The organism is Pseudomonas sp. 5.2, assembly GCF_059025405.1.
The window spans coordinates 36,578-52,400 of record NZ_JBYBHH010000021.1 but is presented as its reverse complement, the minus strand read 5'-3'; the positions used below and the strand labels follow the sequence as shown (position 1 = coordinate 52,400).

Annotated in this window: 10 protein-coding genes; 4 read left to right on the top strand and 6 right to left on the bottom strand. The window is 54.9% G+C overall.

Features of this window, described 5'->3' with window-relative positions; all coding sequences use genetic code 11:
- Positions 1-23: 23 nt before the first annotated feature.
- The 6 genes from gabT to AC5PZ0_RS25325 form a co-directional block, all read right to left on the bottom strand.
- A complete protein-coding gene (gabT, locus tag AC5PZ0_RS25350) occupies positions 24-1,307 on the bottom strand; it encodes a 4-aminobutyrate--2-oxoglutarate transaminase (protein ID WP_099429039.1) in 1,284 nt (427 codons plus the stop codon).
- A gap of 576 nt (positions 1,308-1,883) precedes the next feature.
- Complete coding sequence (gabP, locus tag AC5PZ0_RS25345) at positions 1,884-3,308, bottom strand: GABA permease (RefSeq protein WP_493855981.1); 1,425 nt, start codon at positions 3,306-3,308, stop codon at positions 1,884-1,886.
- Positions 3,309-3,511: 203 nt separating this feature from the next.
- Positions 3,512-4,084 carry an amino acid kinase family protein gene (locus AC5PZ0_RS25340; protein WP_493855980.1) on the bottom strand — a complete coding sequence of 191 codons (573 nt, stop codon included), beginning with the start codon at positions 4,082-4,084 and terminating at the stop codon, positions 3,512-3,514.
- A gap of 6 nt (positions 4,085-4,090) precedes the next feature.
- The gene (locus AC5PZ0_RS25335) at positions 4,091-5,653 is read right to left on the bottom strand and encodes a PucR family transcriptional regulator (protein ID WP_275750703.1); all 1,563 of its coding nucleotides are present in this window, start codon (positions 5,651-5,653) and stop codon (positions 4,091-4,093) included.
- A gap of 106 nt (positions 5,654-5,759) precedes the next feature.
- Positions 5,760-8,666: an FAD-binding and (Fe-S)-binding domain-containing protein gene (locus AC5PZ0_RS25330; protein ID WP_493856001.1), complete on the bottom strand. Its 2,907-nt coding sequence runs from the start codon at positions 8,664-8,666 to the stop codon at positions 5,760-5,762.
- A gap of 243 nt (positions 8,667-8,909) precedes the next feature.
- Entirely contained in the window at positions 8,910-10,154 is a 1,245-nt protein-coding gene (locus AC5PZ0_RS25325; RefSeq protein ID WP_265969111.1) for an MFS transporter, read from the bottom strand.
- A gap of 515 nt (positions 10,155-10,669) precedes the next feature.
- Here AC5PZ0_RS25325 and AC5PZ0_RS25320 point away from each other — a divergent pair.
- The 4 genes from AC5PZ0_RS25320 (at position 10,670) to AC5PZ0_RS25305 (ending at position 15,819) form a co-directional block, all read left to right on the top strand.
- Entirely contained in the window at positions 10,670-12,271 is a 1,602-nt protein-coding gene (locus AC5PZ0_RS25320) for an amidohydrolase family protein (protein WP_265969083.1), read from the top strand.
- 9 nt (positions 12,272-12,280) lie between these two features.
- Positions 12,281-13,261: a CobW family GTP-binding protein gene (locus tag AC5PZ0_RS25315; protein ID WP_493855979.1), complete on the top strand. Its 981-nt coding sequence runs from the start codon at positions 12,281-12,283 to the stop codon at positions 13,259-13,261.
- Positions 13,262-13,725: 464 nt separating this feature from the next.
- Complete coding sequence (locus AC5PZ0_RS25310) at positions 13,726-14,841, top strand: branched-chain amino acid ABC transporter substrate-binding protein (RefSeq protein ID WP_063427181.1); 1,116 nt, start codon at positions 13,726-13,728, stop codon at positions 14,839-14,841.
- Between the two features lie 66 nt (positions 14,842-14,907).
- A complete protein-coding gene (locus tag AC5PZ0_RS25305) occupies positions 14,908-15,819 on the top strand; it encodes an ABC transporter permease subunit (RefSeq protein WP_493855978.1) in 912 nt (303 codons plus the stop codon).
- Positions 15,820-15,823: the final 4 nt, after the last annotated feature.

Genomic DNA, 15,823 nt, shown 5'->3' with positions numbered 1-15,823 from the left:
GCTAAAACGATAGACCGTCAGGCTCAGGCCTTGGCGGCAACCAGCGCACGCTCGAACATACCCAGCGCCTCAGCAACATCCTGCTCGGAAATCACCAGAGGGCAGATGAAGCGAACGACGTTACGGTAAACGCCACACTTGATGACCAGCAGACCTTCTTCACGGGCAGCATCAATCACGCGCTGGGCAGTGGCGGCATCGGGCTCTTTGGTATCGCGATCGGTAACGAACTCTACGGCGGCCATGGCGCCGGTGGCACGTACGTGACCAATGCCCTTGAAACGACCTTCCAGAGGCTTGAAGCCTTCCAGGAGCTGCGCACCAATGGCACGGCTGCGCTCGGTCAGGTTCTCGGACTCGAAAATCTTGATGACTTCCAGTGCTGCTGCGCAGCCCAGCGGGTTACCGCCGTAGGTACCACCCAGACCACCAGGCAGAGGTGCGTCCATGATCGCGGCACGACCTACAACACCCGAAATTGGCAAACCACCGGCCAGGCTCTTGGCAACAGTTACCAGGTCGGGCTGGATGCCCGAGTGCTCGAAGCCAAACATTTTGCCAGTACGACCGAAGCCGGTCTGGATCTCGTCGCAGATCAGAACGATGCCCAGCTCTTCGGTTTTCTTGCGCAGAGCACGCATGAATTCAACCGGTGCTTGAATGAAACCGCCGTCACCCTGAACAGGCTCAATGATGATTGCCGCCACGCGGTCGGCAGCAATCTGCGTGTCGAAGACTTCTTGCAAGGCGGCAAGCGCTTTCTCGGTGGTCACGCCACGGTACTCGTTCGGGTACGGGGTGTGGTAAATATCCGGGGCGTATGGGCCGAAATTCTGGCGATAAGGTTGGCTCATGCCAGTCAGGGTCATACCCATCAAGGTACGCCCGTGGAAACCGCCACGGAATGCGATCACCCCCGGACGATTGGTGTAACCACGCGCGATCTTGATGGCGTTCTCAACGGCTTCAGCACCGGTAGTCAGGAACACCGACTTGTAGTGCTCCGGGCCGCCCACCAGGTTGTTCAGCTTCGCAGCGAGGTCGGTGTACTGGTCGTAAGCTGCCACCTGGAAGCAGATGTGCGAGAAGGTATCCAACTGCTTACGTACCGCTTCGACTACGCGTGGATGGTTGTGACCTACGTTCAGCACGCCGATACCACCTACGAAGTCCAAGTATTTCTTTCCTTGGTCATCCCAAAGATAAGCACCTGCAGCGCGGCTCACAGTGATCGGGTGAGCAACCGCAATACCGTTTGATACGTGTTGTGCGCGAGGCGATACAGACAGTTTTTGTTGAGAAGACATGGCATTCACCTTTGTGTGTCAGTTTGGAAATGCTACCCATACCCACACCCTCGAACTACGCACTTCAAACAGGAAGAAACCGCAAGAAAATACTTCCTGAAATAGGATCCCACCTGAGCCCGCAGTCTGCCGGATTAAGCGTCGGAAGGCATAAACGCTTGGCGAGCTCACCAATCCGCGCATTCGTGGGCGATCCTGGTCGTTCAAGCCTTATCAGGAGGTCTGCACCTTACCGACCGCAACCAGGTGGAGAATGCAATACGGCAAAGGGCACCGGCGGTAAATCGGCTACGAGACATAAAGCGCACCGGGGATGCCGTAAGGCAGCGAGAGTCGCCAATACAACGTCGGCGCGCTGCGCCACACTGACTTTGGGCAATAGCGATACCGCATAGCTCAGAGCGGATAAGTGCACTGTAATCGCTCAAACTCGACTAGCGCGGCGGTCATATCATGACGGCGCTCCGCATCCTGCACATAGATGTCGGGCCACAGCGGTGCCGTAAGCACCGGAATGAGAAAAGGGGTGACTACCTTAGGTATCACCCCCGCATCGAATAAGATTCGACAATCGAACTACTGATCGACTACTGCCCTTCGAGACCAAGAGGCTGCCTTGGAACGACGCTTGGTGTACAGCCCAGTGGCAACGATCGCGGCTGCGAGCACTGCAGTAGCAGCCACCTCACCCGTGTGCTTTGGCAGCGTCAACATCAGAGCCAGCGCGCCGGTGATGAAAATGATCACCAGCCAGGTCAACCATGGATAGAGCCACATTTTGAAGTCGAGCTTCTGCCCACTGGCGATCAACTGCTTACGCATACGCAACTGCGAAACAGCGATGACAAGATAAACCAGGAGCGCTACCGCACCCGAGGTTGCAAGCAGGAAGGCAAAGACCTTCTCGGGTGCGAAGTAATTGATTGCAGTTGTGAGGAAGCCGATCGCAGTACTGGCCAACACGGCCTTGAGGGGCACATTGGAAGCTGTGGTTTTTTTCAATCCCTGCGGGGCATCACCCCGCTTAGCCAACGCAAAGAGCATGCGAGAAGCGGTGTAGATTGCAGAGTTAAGGCAGCTCGCTACGGCTACAAGCACTACGATATCAACGATGAGCTTTGCGTAAGGAATCTGCAGCAGCTCCAAGGCCCGCTGGTATGAACCCACGACCGATAGCTGAGCGTCATTCCATGGAACGATGGAGACGACCATGAAGATGGATACGACGTAGAAAATGCCGATCCGCCAGATAACCGAGTTGGTGGCCCGAGCGATCTGCTGCGAGGGGTTCTTGGATTCTGCTGCTGCAATGGTGACGATCTCAGTGCCCATGAAGCTGAACATGGTAGTCAGCAATGCCCCGAGAACCGGGCCATAGCCATTTGGAGCGAAACCACCATTCGCGTTCATGGTCGCGATGAAGCCATCAACCTCCCGACCTGGCAGACCACCTACCAGAGCGACGGCAGCCAGGACGATGAACGCCATGATGGCTACAACCTTTGACAACGCAAACCAGAATTCGAACTCTCCGTACTTGGCCACACTGAACAGGTTTGAGATTGTAAGCAGGGCTGTGATCGCCAAGGCAAATGCCCACGTTTCAATCCCTGGGAACCACGAGTTTAGAATGGCGGCTGCCGCAATGGCCTCAAGCGGGATGACAAGCACCCAGAACCACCAGTAAAGCCAGCCGATGGAGAAGCCAGCCCATGGGCCGATGGCTCTGTTGGCGTAGGTGGAAAACGAACCGGTATCAGGCGAAGCGACAGCCATCTCCCCTAGCATGCGCATGACCAATACGACGAGCGTACCGGCGGCCATGTAGGAAAGCAGGACAGCTGGGCCGGCTGCAGCAATTGCATGGCCAGAGCCGACAAAAAGACCAGCACCGATGACACCTGCAATGGAGAGCATCGTGACGTGGCGCTGTTTCAACCCTGTGGCGAGGTTCGAACCATCAGCATTCGCTGAATGGGTCGTCTGGGGAGCATGGGACATCAATTCAAGCCTCGAGTTATTATTAGGCAGGCAAACATTCATGTAACTGACTAATCGGCTGTAGCGCGACCGGCAGGCCCTATCCATGGGTCTTAACGGTCGTCATTGAACCGGATGAGCCGAGCACCGAACTACCTACTCAAGGAACAAATTGAAGAGATTTTTTTCCTCCCCCTCTATCAGGCTACCTACTTTACCGGGCCCTAGACTGCCACCTTGGAACGGGATCCACTCCCCCTCACATCCAATAGGTTTACCAGGAAAGCATCCAATAACGAGCTCCCAACCCCCCTCCCTGCAGCGCTAAGCCCCACCACCGGGATGACACTCATATCGATCAGTTCGGTAAGAACCCCCACCAGCTGCTGTGCCCTGTGTTTATTGTGAAAGACCACCGCGTCCACCAGCACTTGGGCCGACAGCTCATTGCAGCCATCGAAGCATTTTTTCCATTCAGCCATCAGCTTTGTCTGCGATACCACCATGGCTGCATACCCGGTTCGATAGACCTGGTTGCCAGGGAAATCATTTCTCGTTGTAGGAGGTTCACCGATCGCCACCACGACGCGATGTCCCGCCAGCTTCAGACCGATTGCAGTTCGGGCCAGACCCTCAAGCTCGTGATCAATCACTTTACCCATGGGATCAATAAGAGTGCTTTCCGATTGAGAAACCAGATGCAACCCACATGAGGTCTTTAAAACCCGCCTTGTCACGGTAACTCTCCCCTGCGAACACAGTGCGACCGCATCATTAAAGTCGCGCCATGTGTCCAAGCAATCTCATTTTTCATCGGCTGCCAATACATACATCTGAGCAGCCACCTGCAGCTTGAATTTGTCATCTGGATTATCGAGTGAGATGTTCAGCATCGACTCGATTCGCTCGACCCGGTATCGCAGGGTGCTGATATGGATTTCCAATGCTTTGGCTGTATTGAGCAGTTGAAAGCCCTCCCTGGCCAAGGTCAGCACAGTCTCAATCAGGGCATTGCCTCGCTTAGGATTACCCAATGGCGCAATCAGCTTTTCCATCAGCAAGCGTCGAGCATCCGCATCGCCCATCAGAGCCCGAGGGAACAGAACTTCATCGAAGTCATGCAGCTTGCCCGGTTTAAGCAGTGGTACCAGTGCGAATACATCTTCTGCACCCAGAGCCATACCGGTCACGCCTTGATGCACACGACTAACAGCCATCGCACTGCCCTCGGTGCGCACTGACCTCCAAATCGTGTCCGGAGAGTTCTCTGCCGGCAGCAGAAAACTGATCTGATTCAGCGACACAGACACCAGTGGAGCAATCCCCAGCCCGCGCATCGACTGAGCAATTCGGTCAGCCGTTTTTGAGCGGCGATTGAAACCTTCCACAGAAAGCGGGATGGGTTCATTCAGCAGCACCAAGCAAACTCTGTAGTCCCTGTTTTCACCCCAACCAGATGCCTGTGCTCGCTCTATCGCACTTGGAGTGGCGGAAAACTTGCCCTCCAACAGACCTGCGACGAATGCGTAACCAAGACGGGTCTCCTGATCTGATAGCTGACGCTGGTAGGCCAGATGAAGCGCTGCAATCACCGCCGCATGTTCGAGAGCACGGGATTCCAGCTCCTCAAAAACGCCCTCGTCACTGTGCAACCAGACAACACCAACCACCTCGCCGCGTAGCCTAATGGCACCGCCTAATCGGGGCCGCCCTACACTCTCCGTCACGACTTTTGCAGTACTGAAGTCGAAGAACCCGGCCAGTGTATCCAGCTCGGTGATTTTCTTTATGAGGGCGCGCTCCGCCACCTCGTCAACTGCGGAGTCAGACGCACCCAACACAGTCCCATCCATGGAGACGACCGTTGCATCCTTGTCTAAAGCCGATTTCAACGCTCTCGCCAAGCCCTCCAGGTTGTTCCCCTCAAGGGCTGCCTCAGTCAGCGTCCGGTGAATATGGTCGGAGCGGCGAATGGTCTCGGCCTGGATATTGATGATACGTGCCAACACATCGTGCATGATTTCGCTGAACTGAATGTCCCACGGCAACTCAAGCAGCGGTAGGTCACATCGGTTCGCTTCATCAATAGCTGCCTGTGTGAAATGCTCACGGAAATGCGGGACAGCCAGTACTACGCCAGCCAAACCGATTTCGGCCAGCCTCCGCACCATGACGCGACACTCTTCGTCGTCCACGGGCCAGTTGTAGCCCGTGGTCAACAGTAGCTCGCCAGGCTTGAGCCAATTGGTGATTTCAGGATGGTCGACGATGTGAACCCACGTAATTTCGCGATCCATGGCGGTTTCCCCCGCCACTACAGAGGCCTCGCGTAGGACAGTGTTTTCTACCGCTGCATCGAGTTTCATGACCTACCTATCTCACTCAAAAAAATACATACGACTGCATTCGGGGGCTGCCTAGGTGTAATGGCCACAGCAGCCTAACGCTTTGAGAATGCAGTCCCTGGCGCATCTAGCCCAGAATTTTTGCGAGGTATTCCGCCAAATGCATTGCCTCCCTGCCGCTCACATTTCGAATCTGCCCTCGACAGCTGAAGCCATCCGCAACTACCGCTGCCTCCTGCGGAATCTTGTCGATGTGAGGCTTGAACTCATTTTCACCGATGATCTTCGCAATCGGAGCAGTTTTGCTGTGGTAAGCGTATGCACCTGCAACGCCACAACAGCCAGCGGCGATGACCTGCCCCTTGCCACCCAGCTTCTCCAGAACGCCCTGCTCTCCCCCCATTCCACCACAGGATTTCTGATGGCAATGACCGTGAATACGCACATCCTCGTTGATGGAAGGTAGCTCCAGAGCTCGGCTCTTGATGAACTCGCTCAAGGTCATGATCGACTTCTCAAGCTGCTTGGCACGCTTATCATTCGGGAAAAGGCCTGGCATCTCATCTCGGAACACAGACAGACAGCTTGGCTCAAGTACGATGACGGGCAGTCCGTCTTCGAGCACCGGCTCCAGCTGAGTAAGGATCTGTTCAAGATTAGATTTGGCCTCATCGATCATGCCGACGTCGTAATAAGGCCGTCCGCAGCAGACGTGCCGCTTCATCAACTTCACAGTGAAGCCAAGTGCTTCGAGTACGGTTACCCCTGCTTCAAGCACCTTGGGTGTGAAGCCATTGTTAAAGCTATCTACCCACAAGAGCACATCGTTACCGGCCCTGATGCCTTCATTCTGCAGGATGCGCTTGGCGGTGGCGGTGCTTCGGAAGCTTTTGGAAGCGATTTTTGGAAATTTGGCTTGCCGTGCCAACCCGAAATAGGCTCCAGCCGTGCGCACCAGCGGATTGCCCATAGCGTAGTTGAGGACAGGCGAGAGCTTGGTCGCATGAGGCAACCACTCACCAATACGCCCGATCATAGCGTCCATCACAGGGCGGCGTTTTTCACTGTAATAACGGCTGAGGAATTCCGTCTTGTACCTGGCAATGTTCACATTGGTCGGGCAGTCCGTTTTACAGCCCTTGCAGCTAAGACAAAGATCGAGGGAGTCTTTGACCTCCTCGTTCTGCCAGGCATCCTCGATAACCTCACCCTTCAAAAGCTCGAAGAACAAACGCGCACGACCACGGGTGGAGTATTTCTCCTCGCGGGTTGCCCTGAAACTCGGGCACATGGTGCCGCCATCGAGGGAGCGGCACTTGCCCATTCCGATGCAGCGCTCGGTCTCACGGGCCAGGCCCTTGTCACCTAACCGTGCGTCGTAGGTAAATTGACTGGGGATTTCACGGCGCTGGTAATCCGGGCCCAACCGCAGATTGGCATCGACCGGCATGGCGTGGATGAGCTTGCCTGGGTTCATCTTGTTCAGCGGATCCCAGATGGACTTGAATTCTGCAAAGGCATTCATGATCTCGTCGGAGTACATGATGCGCAGATACTCACCCTTAGCTTGCCCATCACCATGCTCGCCAGAGAGCGATCCGCCGTACCGTACGACCAGATGCGCCGCTTCATCCAAGAACGCACGCCAGTTATCCACGCCATCCCGAGACTTCAAATCGAACGTGATACGGGAGTGAATGCACCCGTCACCAAAGTGACCGTAAAGATTTGTCTTGTAGCCATAGCTGCTGACCAGGCTCTTGAATTCTCGCAGGTATTTACCCAGGTGTTCTGGCTCAACTGCAGCATCCTCCCAACCCACAACTGGATCAGGCTCGTTCGGATCCAAGCCCAGCGAAGTAGCAGACGCGCCGGTCTCGCGTATTGTCCAAATCCGATTCATCAACCCTGAGTCGGTAACCAATCGGACACTAGGTCGCCCCGGCAAATCAGGAGCGATGTCGACTGCTTTCTGAGCAAAGGCCGTTGCCTCTTCAGTGGATAATGCACCGAACTCGATCATCAACCAGGCATTACCTGCTGGCAGTTCGGCAATGTCAGCCAGCTTCATACCGCGTACTTTCAAACCATCAATGATGCCGTCGTCCAGACCTTCCATAGCAATCGGATTCAGAGGCAGCAGCTGCGGCACTGAGTCAGCAGCGTAATAGATTTCTTCGTAACCCAGAACCACCAGTACCCGGTGAGTCGGATTCTTCACCAGAATGGTTTCGGCTTGCAGAACGGTCACACAGGTTCCTTCGACACCCACTAACGCCCGTGCAATGTTGAACCCGTTTTCAGGCAGCAACTGATCAAGGTTGTAGCCGGACACACGACGCTTGAGTTTGGGGAAGCCCTGTCGAATCTGCTCCTCGTTACGATCAACCAAATCCTTCAGCGCCCGAACGATCTCTGCCCGCCGGCCACCAGCCTCAATATGCTCCTGATAAGCCGCCTCATCAGTCGGCCCCACCCAGAAACGCTCACCGTCGTAAGTCAGCACCTCCAAACGCTCGACGTTCTCTACGGTTTTGCCCGCCATCACTGAGTGCGCACCGCAGGAGTTGTTGCCGATCATCCCGCCCAAGGTGCAACGGCTATGCGTTGCCGGATCTGGGCCGAATGTAAGGCCGACTTTCGCAGCCTCACCTTTCAACTGATCGCAAATCACCCCAGGCTCAACGCGAGCCAATCGCTTTTCAGGATTAATTTCATGGATGGCATGAAGGTACTTTGATGCGTCGATAACGACTGCCGCGTTCACGGCCTGGCCACACATGGAAGTGCCAGCACCACGCGGCAGAATGGGGATGCTGACCTCACGGCAGAGGCGAACCGTGGCCTCGATATCGGCAATGCTTCTCGGAATTACGATACCAATGGGCAACTGACGATAGTTCGAAGCCTCAGAGGCATAGATGGCGCGAGTGGCGGCATCAAATCGAACCTCAGCCGAGGTCTGCGCCTCAAGCTTTGAGCGCAGGCTCAACAGGAGGTTAAGGTCGAACGGGATAGGATTATTTTTTGTCATTTGGAAAAGCCTGGTCTCGATCAGCAGCACGGTTGCAACGAGGCGCTCTACAACGGCTGATAGAGGTAGAGCGACGGACGATAACAACTGTAAGCCGAGAGCAGACGCCGCTCTACCCACTCAAAATAGGAAGTAGCAGCGCTGTTTTCCACCCCTAAGAAGGAACGACAATTGGCGCTGAACCCATTTGACTGCATCAAAATCCCAAACCCCTGACTCACCGAGGGCCTGGGATTTTCTCGGTTATCGACGGCCCGGCTGCCTATAGCCAAACATGACACCCACCAGGCTGAATGCAGCAGCAATCATTACGTAGAAGGCAGGCGCCGTGACGGTGCCTGTTGCACTGATCAGCCAAGTCAGAATCAGCGAGGCAAATCCACCGAAAGTCATCACCGCGAGGTTGTAGGCCAGGGACAGGCCAGTGGAAAGCACTTTGGCCGGGAACGTCTCGGACAGAGCCGCCAAGATAGGGCCGGTGTAGACCGCAATCAGCACACCGAATACAGCCTGAAACACGCACAGCGTGTACAGCGATGGAGCGCTAGCGATCATGTTGAACATGGGCCAAGCCAGCAGCAGCATCGACGCGGAAGCCCCCACCAACAGATACTTGCGTCCGATCTTGTCAGAAATCCAACCGGTAATTGGTGAGCATAGGGTGATCACGCCACCCCCTACCATTGCCGCAATGAACGATGCCGACTGAGGAAGCTTGAGCACCTTCACTGAATAGGTGGGCATGTAGAATAGGATCACATAGATGCACACCGTCCACAGCACGATCATGGAGAAGCTGGCAACTGCTTGCCATGGGTAATCACGAAGCACATCGCGCAGCGGCGTCTCAGTAAGATCCGAAGACTCCTCAAAGACGGGCGACTCATGCAGATTTCGACGGATGAAGTACCCGATCGGGCCGATCAAGATGCCGAACAGGAAAGGAATCCGCCACCCCCAGCTTTCAACCTCTTCAGGACTAAGACCCAGGGTGATACCAGTACCGAAACAAGCCCCCAGCAGCACGGCAAAACCGATACTGGTTTGAATCCAACTGGAATAGTAAGCCTTCTTGCCCTCTGGCGCCTGCTCGGTGAGATAGGCAGTAGCCGCCCCCATTTCACCGCCTGCAGAAACACCCTGCAGCAGACGAGCAAAGACAATGATGCACGGCGCCAAAAGACCTGCCTGTTCGTAGGTCGGCGCCAGGCCAATCATGGCGGTGCCGACACCCATCAAAATGATGGTGAGCGACAGCGCACCCTTGCGACCATAACGATCAGAGTAGATACCAATGAGAACGCCACCTATGGGCCGGACTAAAAAACCGACACCAAAGGTCGCCGCCGATAGCATCAGTGACGTTAAGTCATCTCCGGTAGGGAAAAATAACTTCCCGATGATTATGGCGAAGAAGCCATACACCATGAAGTCAAACCACTCGAATCCATTCCCTAGAACAGTGGCGATGATGGCTTTGCGCCGCATCGAATTCGCGTCCACTGCATGACCTACACCCACGCTTACTGCACTCATTTTCAAATCCCCTTCGAGCTTTCTGTGAAAGCCGCGCCTTTTGTCGTTGTAGTAGGGTTCGATCATTGAGCGCCCGAGAACGGCTCGTTTCTACCGCACAAAAATAGGAATTCAGACTAAGAAAATCCTATTTCACACATTTCCACCTACCTCGAAATGGATTTTCCACTCAACCATTTGCACTCCAAACACTAAGAATCTGAGGCATCGCCCAGCTAGGATGATTGAAGGGCAATTGCTCCAGCCGTGCATTCAAGCCGCGCCAACGGGGCAGCTGAGATAGCCCATCACGAGCCTGAGCAGCACATTCGATTCAGGCCAATTTGATTACTGCCCATCTGCCTAGGGACTGCCCAATGCCACAGTCCCAACCTGAGTGGCTCGACACCGTGCTGGCTGAGCCCTCAGCTCCAATAGCTCCAGCACAAAGCCGTTGCTGAGTGCTCACTAGAATAATGGGAGACAACGTGAAGTCGAGCGCAGATACCCCCATCGATGTAGGCGAAGAAATGGTCGCTGGCTTCGCCAAGAAAGGTCTTGGCCAAGTCAAACCCGCCACCAGCAATGAACGCGGTACCGGGCCATTCGTCCGACTGGTTCTTCGAGGCATCACAGTTATCGATGGCACCGGAGCCCCGCCCTGGGGGCCTGCCGATATCGTTATCGAAAATGGCATCATCACTGAGATCGCGGCAGTAGGCGTTCCTGGGCTTCCGATAAATCCCGCCAGGCGCCCCGCCAAAGGCACCCGTGAAATTGACTGCCATGGCAAATTCGCCACGCCAGGCTTTATCGATTGCCACGCCCATGTTGGTACGCCCTTCCACGCAGAAAGCGGAGAAATGCTCCCAGCAGATTACGTATACAAGCTCTGGCTCGCTCACGGCGTCACATCCGTGCGGGAAGCAGGCTGCATGAACGGGCTTGCCTGGACATGCGAACAGCAACGCGCAGCAGCCGATAACGCCATCGGCGCCCCGAACCTATACCCTTACGTTTACTTCCCTGCAGTGAACGACTACCTGAAGGTGATCTACAGCCCTGAGCAAGGGCGTGAGTGGCTGCGACAGGTTCGCGAGAAAGGCGCATGTGGCGTGAAGTTTTTTGGATCTCCGCCGGCCATCATGGAAGCCGCTCTGGACGAGTGCAAAAAGCTCGGCCTCAAGACTTGCTGCCATCACGCTCAGCTCTCAGTTGGGCGAATGAACGCGCTAAAAACAGCGATGTGGGGACTGACCAGCACGGAACATTCTTACGGCCTTCCCGAGGCGCTCATGGAAGGCAGCACCCTCCAGTTCATTGACGACGACTACAACTACAACGACGAATACATACGCTTCGCCACCGCCGGCAAAACGTTCCTCCAGGCAACAAAACCCGGGAGCGGCAAATGGAATGAGGTGCTTGAGGCATTCCTCGAAGCGGGCCACACCTTTGTTCCGACCATGAACGTCTACGACAGCAACCGTGACGTCATGCGCGCCCGCCGCGCCGATTGGCATGAGGAGTACACCGACGCCACGTCCTGGAACTACTTCCAACCTCAACGTGGTGGGCACGGGGCCTACTTTTTCCGCTGGTCAACCAAGAACGAGTTGGAATGGAAGGAAAGCTTCAGGATCTGGATGCAGTTTCTGAATGAGTACAAAAATCGAGGAGGCCGAGTGTGCCCTGGCAGTGACTCCGGGTTCATGTTTCAGGTTTACGGCTTCGGCTACATCCGCGAGCTCGAACTCCTGCAGGAGGCAGGCTTCACGCCGCAAGAGGTCTTGCGTGCAGCCACTATGCAGGGCGCTGAACTACTGGGTATTGAGCACAAAACCGGTACGCTGGAGGTCGGCAAAGAAGCCGATATTCTCATTCACAATCAAAATCCCATGGCCGACTTCAAGCTTCTCTACGGGACTGGCGCCGTCCGGCTTAATGACGACACCAATGTGGCCGAGCGCAAACGTTGCCTTGATTACACAATCAAGGGCGGCGTCATTTTTGATACCGAGGAACTGCTCGCCGATGTGAGAGAAATGGTTGGTGAAACCTGGAGCAGCGACCACAGGTCAAGCATTTAGGAGGCACACATGATTCCTCCTTCCAAGGGCATCGATTTCTTCATTTTGACCGGGCCGCTGGGCAGCGGCAAAACCACCTTGCTGGAGCACCTCCTCTACACGTTACAGGACAGCACCGGAACGGCGGTAATCGTCAATGACGCAGGTGCCGTCAACATTGACGGCGCTGTGCTCATGGATTCGGCTGATGGGATGGTGATCGAAACGCTGAGCAATGGCTGCGTCTGTTGCAGTCTTGGCAATGACCTGGTTAGCACAGTGCTAAGCCTGATCGAAACCAGAGCCCGAATGAATTTGCCTCCATTCGAGCGGATCATCTTGGAGTGCAGCGGGCTCTCAATGCCAGGCGAAGTAGTGCGCACCATGACGGGCCTTGCTCATCTACAAATGGCCGTGTCGATCATTTGCATGTACGACTGCGCCAGGCCTCCGCTACGACAGACGCAGATTGATGCAGTAGCAGCGCAGCTAAGCGCAGCGCACACGGTAGTGCTGACAAAGATTGATGAAGTTGTTGAGCAAGCGTTGATCGATGCTCGCGCCACCGTCCAGCGCATCAACCCCTTCGCAGTAATTATCGAGCAGGAATCTCCATCTGTGCGCAGTCAAAGGGCATTCCTGAATTCCTCACAGCGCCCCCCGGATACCGCACGCCCCCAACTTAAGCTGGTACTCGCTGCCGCCCATCCTCGTATTCATGTCTACCAAGCCCTGCTGACCGACCCAGACCCAGGTGACGCCATTGATTGGCTAGAAAACATCACGGGCTACCTAGGGGAAAAGCTCCTGCGATGCAAAACGCTCATCTGCGCTCCTGAGCGTGATCTGCTGATGCAGACTGTTGGCACAGCTTTCTCGGCTCCACGCGTGCTGCAAAAACAGCACGGTGAACGATCTGTCGCCATCTTCATCACCCAAGACTGCGATTTACTTGAGCTCAAGCAGATTCCCAGTGCATTCGCCGTCACCTGGTTAGACGAAGCCAAATAGCTCTGAATGACTCCCTGGATCGGATCAGGGAGTCAAATTTCGCGACCACCTTACCCATCTGCAACCAATTCCTCTGTGCCGAACTCGCTGAGCCTAATCCTCCTACCACGGAGTGGAATCTGGGCTTTTAAAACTCTATCCGAGGTAGATAGCAGCACAGTTCGATCGTCGTTAGCATTCAAAAAGTGAGCGATAAATGATCAGCTACAAAGCCGAGCTGATTGCGCGAAATTTCTCGCAACACTACCAAAACAGGAATTTCCAATCTAAAAACCACACAGGAGCAATTAAAAAAACACTAAGAAAAGATGCCCAATAGCACACAAGAATAATAATACCCAAAAGATCCAAATCTAAAACCTCAAACTGCCAAAGCCGGCACTGGGCCGGCCAGTGAGAATCGTCATTGATACCTCTCACGCTGCCCGAATGAGCATCAAAGCAAATAATAAAGAGGCAAGAGCATGAAAACGATCTTCAAGGCATCAGTTGCACTCCCCGCCGCCATTTCCATGGCCCTTTCCATGACCGCCATGGCCGATATCAAAATTGGTGTTGGAGCCCCACTGACTGGCCCCAATGCTGCCTTCGGCGAGCAGATATGGCGAGGCGCAGAACAAGCAGCCAAAGACATCAACGCCAAGGGCGGCATCAACGGTCAGCAGATCGCCCTGGTCAAAGGCGATGACGCATGTGAACCCAAGCAAGCAGTCGCTGCAGCCAACCAAATGGTTGATAGCGCCAAAGTAGTTGCAGTCATTGGTCACTACTGCTCTTCCTCCACAATTCCAGCCTCGGAAATCTACGACGAAGCACAGATCGTCTCCATTACCCCCGCATCCTCAGCACCAAGCATCACCGAGCGAGGGTTGGTTGGTGTCTTCCGCATGGCCGGTCGCGATGATCAACAAGGACAAGTCGCCGCTGACTACATCGCAAAGAACCTCAAAGCCAAAACCGTAGCGGTCATTCACGATAAGGATACTTTCGGCCAAGGCGTAGCAGACACCACTAAGGCCGCACTCAAGGCTGAAGGCGTCGAGACAGTGCTTTATGAAGGTCTGACGCGGGGTGAGAAGGACTTCAACGCAGTCGTCACCAAAATCCGCTCGTCGAAGGCCGAAGTGGTGTACTTCGGCGGCTGCCACCCAGAGGCGGGCCCCTTGGTACGGCAGATGCGCGAACAAGGTCTCACCATTCCCTTCGTGACCACCGACTGCACGGTAACCGATCAACTGGTCACCACCGCTGGCGGCAAGAAGTATACCGATGGCGTGCTGATGACCTTCTACCCAGATCCACGCAATCTGGAAACAGGTAAAGCTGTCGTTAAGGAGTTTAGAGACACCGGGTATGAACCGGAGAGCTACACACTTTTCTCCTATGCATCCTTGCAGGCGCTTGCCGCCGCTTTCAGCGCGACCGGCACTACAGATGGCAACAAGGCAAGCGAATGGCTGAAAAGTCACTCAGTCGATACTGTTCTGGGCACCAAGAGCTGGAACGAAAAAGGCGACCTCAAAGAGTCTCCCTATGTAATGTACAAATGGGACGCAGACGGAAAGTTCGGACAGCTCTAACTTCTCCTTTGCAGCGTGCAGATTGAATCCAGTCTGCACCCCTTCTGCCCGTTTGGGGAAATTCTCGTGGATACATTTATTCAACAGCTAGTCAATGGACTAACGCTGGGCTCGGTGTATGGCCTCATAGCGATCGGCTACACCATGGTGTATGGCATCATCGGCATGATTAACTTCGCCCATGGCGAAGTTTATATGATCTCCGCCTACCTGGCCGCGATCTCGATAGCCGTACTGAGTTTCTGGGGCGTTGATTCATTCCCACTTATCATTCTTGGTACCTTGATCTTCACAATCGTCGTAACCGGGGTTTACGGCCTGGCAATCGAGCGGGTTGCCTACAAACCATTGCGTAACTCTACGCGCTTGGCTCCTCTGATCTCGGCCATCGGCATATCACTCGTTTTACAAAATTACGTACAGATCAGCCAGGGCGCTCGACAGCAGGGTATCCCGACACTACTGGAGGGCACGCTTCGCATCTCGGTGGGTGATGGCTTCGTCATGATCACGCATACCAAGCTGTTCATCTTGGCTGCGGCCATCATCGGCATGCTTGCACTGACGTTCATGATCAAAAGTACCCGCCTGGGCCGGATGTGTCGGGCGACTCAGCAAGACCGAAAGATGTCGCAAATTCTTGGCATCAACACTGACCGAATCATCTCCTGTGTGTTCGTCATAGGCTCCTCGATGGGTGCGTTGGCGGGCGTGCTTATCACACTCAACTACGGAACCTTCGATTTCTATGCAGGGTTCATCATCGGGATCAAAGCCTTTACAGCTGCTGTCCTCGGCGGCATCGGGTCACTCCCGGGCGCAATGCTGGGCGGCCTGATCCTTGGCGTGTCCGAAGCTCAGTTCTCTGGGATGGTGAACGCTGACTACAAAGACGTCTTCAGCTTCTCCCTTCTCGTACTGATCCTCATCTTCCGGCCCCAAGGCCTCCTTGGCCGACCTCAAGTAACCAAGGTATGAAGTC